We start from the raw sequence: 3,476 nt of genomic DNA, 5'->3' as shown, positions 1-3,476 counted from the left end.
CAACGCGCAGGTCTCCCGCGCGGCCATCGTCGCCGGTACCGCCGCCCCCAAGCCCGTCGCCGCCGGACCCGTCGACATCCACACCACGATCCCGTCCGGCGCCACCGGCCGCGTCCTGCGCCTCGCCGACTCGGCCGCCGCCGGCTGGACGGCCACCCTGGACGGCAAAGCGCGCACCCGCACCACGGTCGACGGCTGGGCCCAGGGCTTCGAACTCCCCGCCTCCGGCGGCAGGTTGGACGTCACCTACGACGACCCGATCGGGCACACCGCCTGGCTGTGGACACAGGGCGCACTCGCCCTCGTCCTCGTCGTGCTCGCCCTGCCGGGCCGCCGCCGTGACATCGACGACGACCTCCCCGAGGAGGAGCTGATCCCGGCCCAGGCGGTCGCGGGCGAGGGCCGCCGGGCCCGCCGTCTGCGCGCCCAGGCGGAGACCGAAGCCGCCGACCATGCGGACGAGGCGGCGGACATCGCGGGCACCGGGGAGTTCGACGCGTTCGGCTCGGGCACCACACCTCCTCCTGCGGAGGAGGAGGTCGCCGCCGCGATCCCGCAGCAGCAGTCCTACGGAGAGTGGGACGCCGCGAGCTACGCGGGCGCCGAGTACGGCACCTACGGCGGCGAGCAGTACCAGGCCGACCAGCAGTACCCGGCGGGCACTTACGACCAGTCGTACCAGGCGGACCCCTACCAGGGCGGCCAGTACGACCCGTACGCCTACGGCGGCCAGCCCCCGGCACCGGCGTACGACCCGACGTACGAACAGGGCTACGACCAGAACCAGGGGCAGGGCCAGGGCTACGACCCGAACTACGACCCCGCTTACGACCCGACGTACGACCCGGCCCAGCAGCATCCGCACGGCAGTGAGCGCCCCGACGGGAGCCAGCAGTGAACCGCACCACCCTGTCCTTCCTCGTCGGCGTGGCCGCGCTCGCCGCCGTCACCGGTTTCGCCGAGATCAAGACACCGGCCGCGTCCGGTGCCCACACCGCGAAGGCGGCCGCCCAGCTGCCCGTGGAGCGCACCAGCCTGCTCTGCCCGGCGCCGAGCACCTCCGACCTCGCAGACACGTCGTACACGTCCTTCACGCCCGTCACGAAAGGCACGGACGACAGCGGCAAGGCCGAACTCCAGCCCGCGGGCGAGGAATCGGGCGACGGCACGAGCAGCAAGAAGAAGCCTGCCAAGCCCGTCCTGGAGCCCAAGGCCCCCGGCACACCGGCCACCGGCACCCGTTCCGGCGGCGACTCGCCCGCGCTGCTCGGCACGGCCGAGGGCAAGTACGCGCCCGGCTGGACCGTCCAGGAGACCACCGAGGTCGCCGCGGGCAACGGACGCGGCCTCCAGGGCGTCAACTGCACCGCCCCGGACACCGAGTTCTGGTTCCCGGGCGCCAGCACCTCCGCCGACCGCACCGACTACGTGAACCTCACCAACCCGGACGACTCCGCCGCCGTCGTCGACATCGACCTCTACGGCAAGGACGGCGACCTCAAGTCGACGGTGGGGGAGGGCATCACGGTCGAGCCGCACGCCGACGAGCCGATCCTGCTGTCCACGCTCACCGACGACCAGGAGGCCGACCTGACCGTGCACGTGGTCGTGCGCAGCGGCCGGGTCGGCGCGGCCGTGCAGGCCCTCGACGCCAAACTCGGCGGCGACTGGCTGGCCGCGTCCACCGACCCGGCGGGCAGCCTGGTCATGCCGGGCATCCCGAAGGACGCCACCTCGGTGCGGCTGATCGCCTTCACCCCGGGCGACTCGGACGCGGACCTCAAGGTGCGGCTCTCCTCGCCCACCGGGATGATCACGCCGGCCGGGCACGAGACCGTGCACGTCAAGGCGGGCATGACGACCGCCGTCGACCTGGGCGACGTCACCCGCGGCGACCCGGGCTCCCTGGTCCTGACGCAGACCGACCAGTCCGTGCCGGTCGTCGCCGCGCTGAAGGTCGTAAGGGGCAAGGGCAGCAAGCAGGAGACGGCGTTCATCCCGGCGACCGGCCCGGTCGGCACGCGCGCGACGTCCGCCGACAACAGCTCCAAGGGCTCCACGCTGTCCCTGGTCGCGCCCACCCGCACCGCGACCGTCAAGGTCACCGCGTCCGCGGGCAGCGGTGGCGGTACGCCGGTCTCGAAGACGTACACCATCAAGGCCGGCACCACACAGGACGTCGAACTCCCGGTCCCCGGCGGCCTGAAGGGCACCTACGCGCTGACCGTCGAGCCCCAGTCGGGCGGCCCGGTGTACGCGGCCCGGACGCTGTCGGCGACCGAGGAGGGCGTACCGGGCTTCACGATCCAGACGCTGCCCGACGACCGGGGGATGGTGTCGGTGCCGCAGACGGACGAGGACCTGTCGGTCCTCCAGAAGAAGTAGCGGCCCGCGACCCCACGCGCGCGGGGAGGGGTCAGTCCTCCCCGTAGCGAGGATCGACGGTCTCCGGGGTGAGCCCCAGCAGTTCGGCGACCTGCTCCACGACGATCTCGTGGACCAGGGCCGCGCGTTCGTCGCGCCCCTTCGTACGGATCTCGACCGGCCGCCGATAGATCACCACGCGCGCGGGCTGCCCCTCACGGGCGGCGATCGTGCCCCCCATGGGCACCGACTCGTCGTTCCAGCCCTCGCCCGCACCACCCAGTCGAGGGACTTCGAGGACGAGGAAATCGATGTCGGCCAACTGCGGCCAGCGTCGCTCCAGGCGCTCCACGGAGTCCTGCACCAGATCCGCGAACGCCTCGGCCCGGCTCGCGGCCAGCGGAACCTGCGGCGGTGCGATCGGGCCGCGCATGCCCCGGCCGTGGCGATCGCGGCGGCGGGGCCCGGGGCCGGCGGCGGGGGGCGGTACGGGGGTGTCCATCACTGGTGAAGCCTAGTCCCCGTCAGGTCCGGCCGCCGGACTCCACTCGCCGTCCGGGCGCTCGACGCCATGTCGCCGGATGACCATTCCAGCCAAGGTTGGGCTCGATTCCGTATGTCTCCAAGACCGTCGCTCTCAAGGCAATTGACGGTGTTTGTGCCGAGTGGTGACCGGACCCGGCCCCGTTCGAGATCCCGGGAAGGGGTGTTCGTGCAGGTCAGCGGTGCGTTGCCGGAGAGACGTGTGGGGTGTTTCACAACCCGACACGGTGGAGTGACCTGGAGGAGAGTCGTCGCGGCCCGCTCAAGAGTGCGGTACCGTCCAACGTCGTGAGCCCTGTACGTCGCTGTTCGCGCACCGCTTGCGGCCGGCCCGCCGTCGCGACGCTGACGTACGTCTACGCCGACTCGACCGCGGTCCTCGGCCCGCTCGCCACCTACGCCGAACCCCACTGCTACGACCTGTGCGCCGAGCACTCCGAGCGCCTCACCGCGCCCCGCGGCTGGGAGGTCGTCCGCCTCCTCGACAGCTCCGCTCCGGCCCGCCCGAGCGGCGACGACCTGGAGGCACTCGCCAACGCCGTGCGCGAGGCGGCCCGCCCCCAGGAGCG

At 72.7% G+C, this 3,476-nt stretch carries 3 protein-coding genes and 1 pseudogene; 3 read left to right on the top strand and 1 reads right to left on the bottom strand.

Annotation, left to right across the window (positions count from 1 at the left end; all coding sequences use genetic code 11):
• Positions 1-898, top strand: a pseudogene (locus R6V09_RS48900) (family 2 glycosyl transferase); the annotation flags it as partial.
• Complete coding sequence (locus tag R6V09_RS48895) at positions 895-2,385, top strand: DUF5719 family protein (RefSeq protein ID WP_317887898.1); 1,491 nt, start codon at positions 895-897, stop codon at positions 2,383-2,385. The pseudogene R6V09_RS48900 and the gene R6V09_RS48895, both read left to right, overlap by 4 nt.
• Before the next feature lie 31 nt (positions 2,386-2,416).
• Here the strand turns inward: R6V09_RS48895 and R6V09_RS48890 are convergent, their stop codons facing one another.
• Positions 2,417-2,866, bottom strand: a complete 450-nt coding sequence (locus R6V09_RS48890) for a metallopeptidase family protein (protein WP_317887900.1) — start codon at positions 2,864-2,866, stop codon at positions 2,417-2,419.
• A 278-nt stretch (positions 2,867-3,144) separates the two neighbouring features.
• Here R6V09_RS48890 and R6V09_RS48885 point away from each other — a divergent pair.
• On the top strand, positions 3,145-3,476 hold a 332-nt coding region (locus R6V09_RS48885; RefSeq protein ID WP_317887899.1), incomplete at its 3' end, for a DUF3499 domain-containing protein.

Origin of the sequence: Streptomyces sp. W16 (genome assembly GCF_033194735.1) — a bacterium.
In the GTDB taxonomy this organism is placed as follows: Bacteria; Actinomycetota; Actinomycetes; order Streptomycetales; family Streptomycetaceae; genus Streptomyces.
This window is presented reverse-complemented; position numbering and strand designations above follow the sequence as displayed.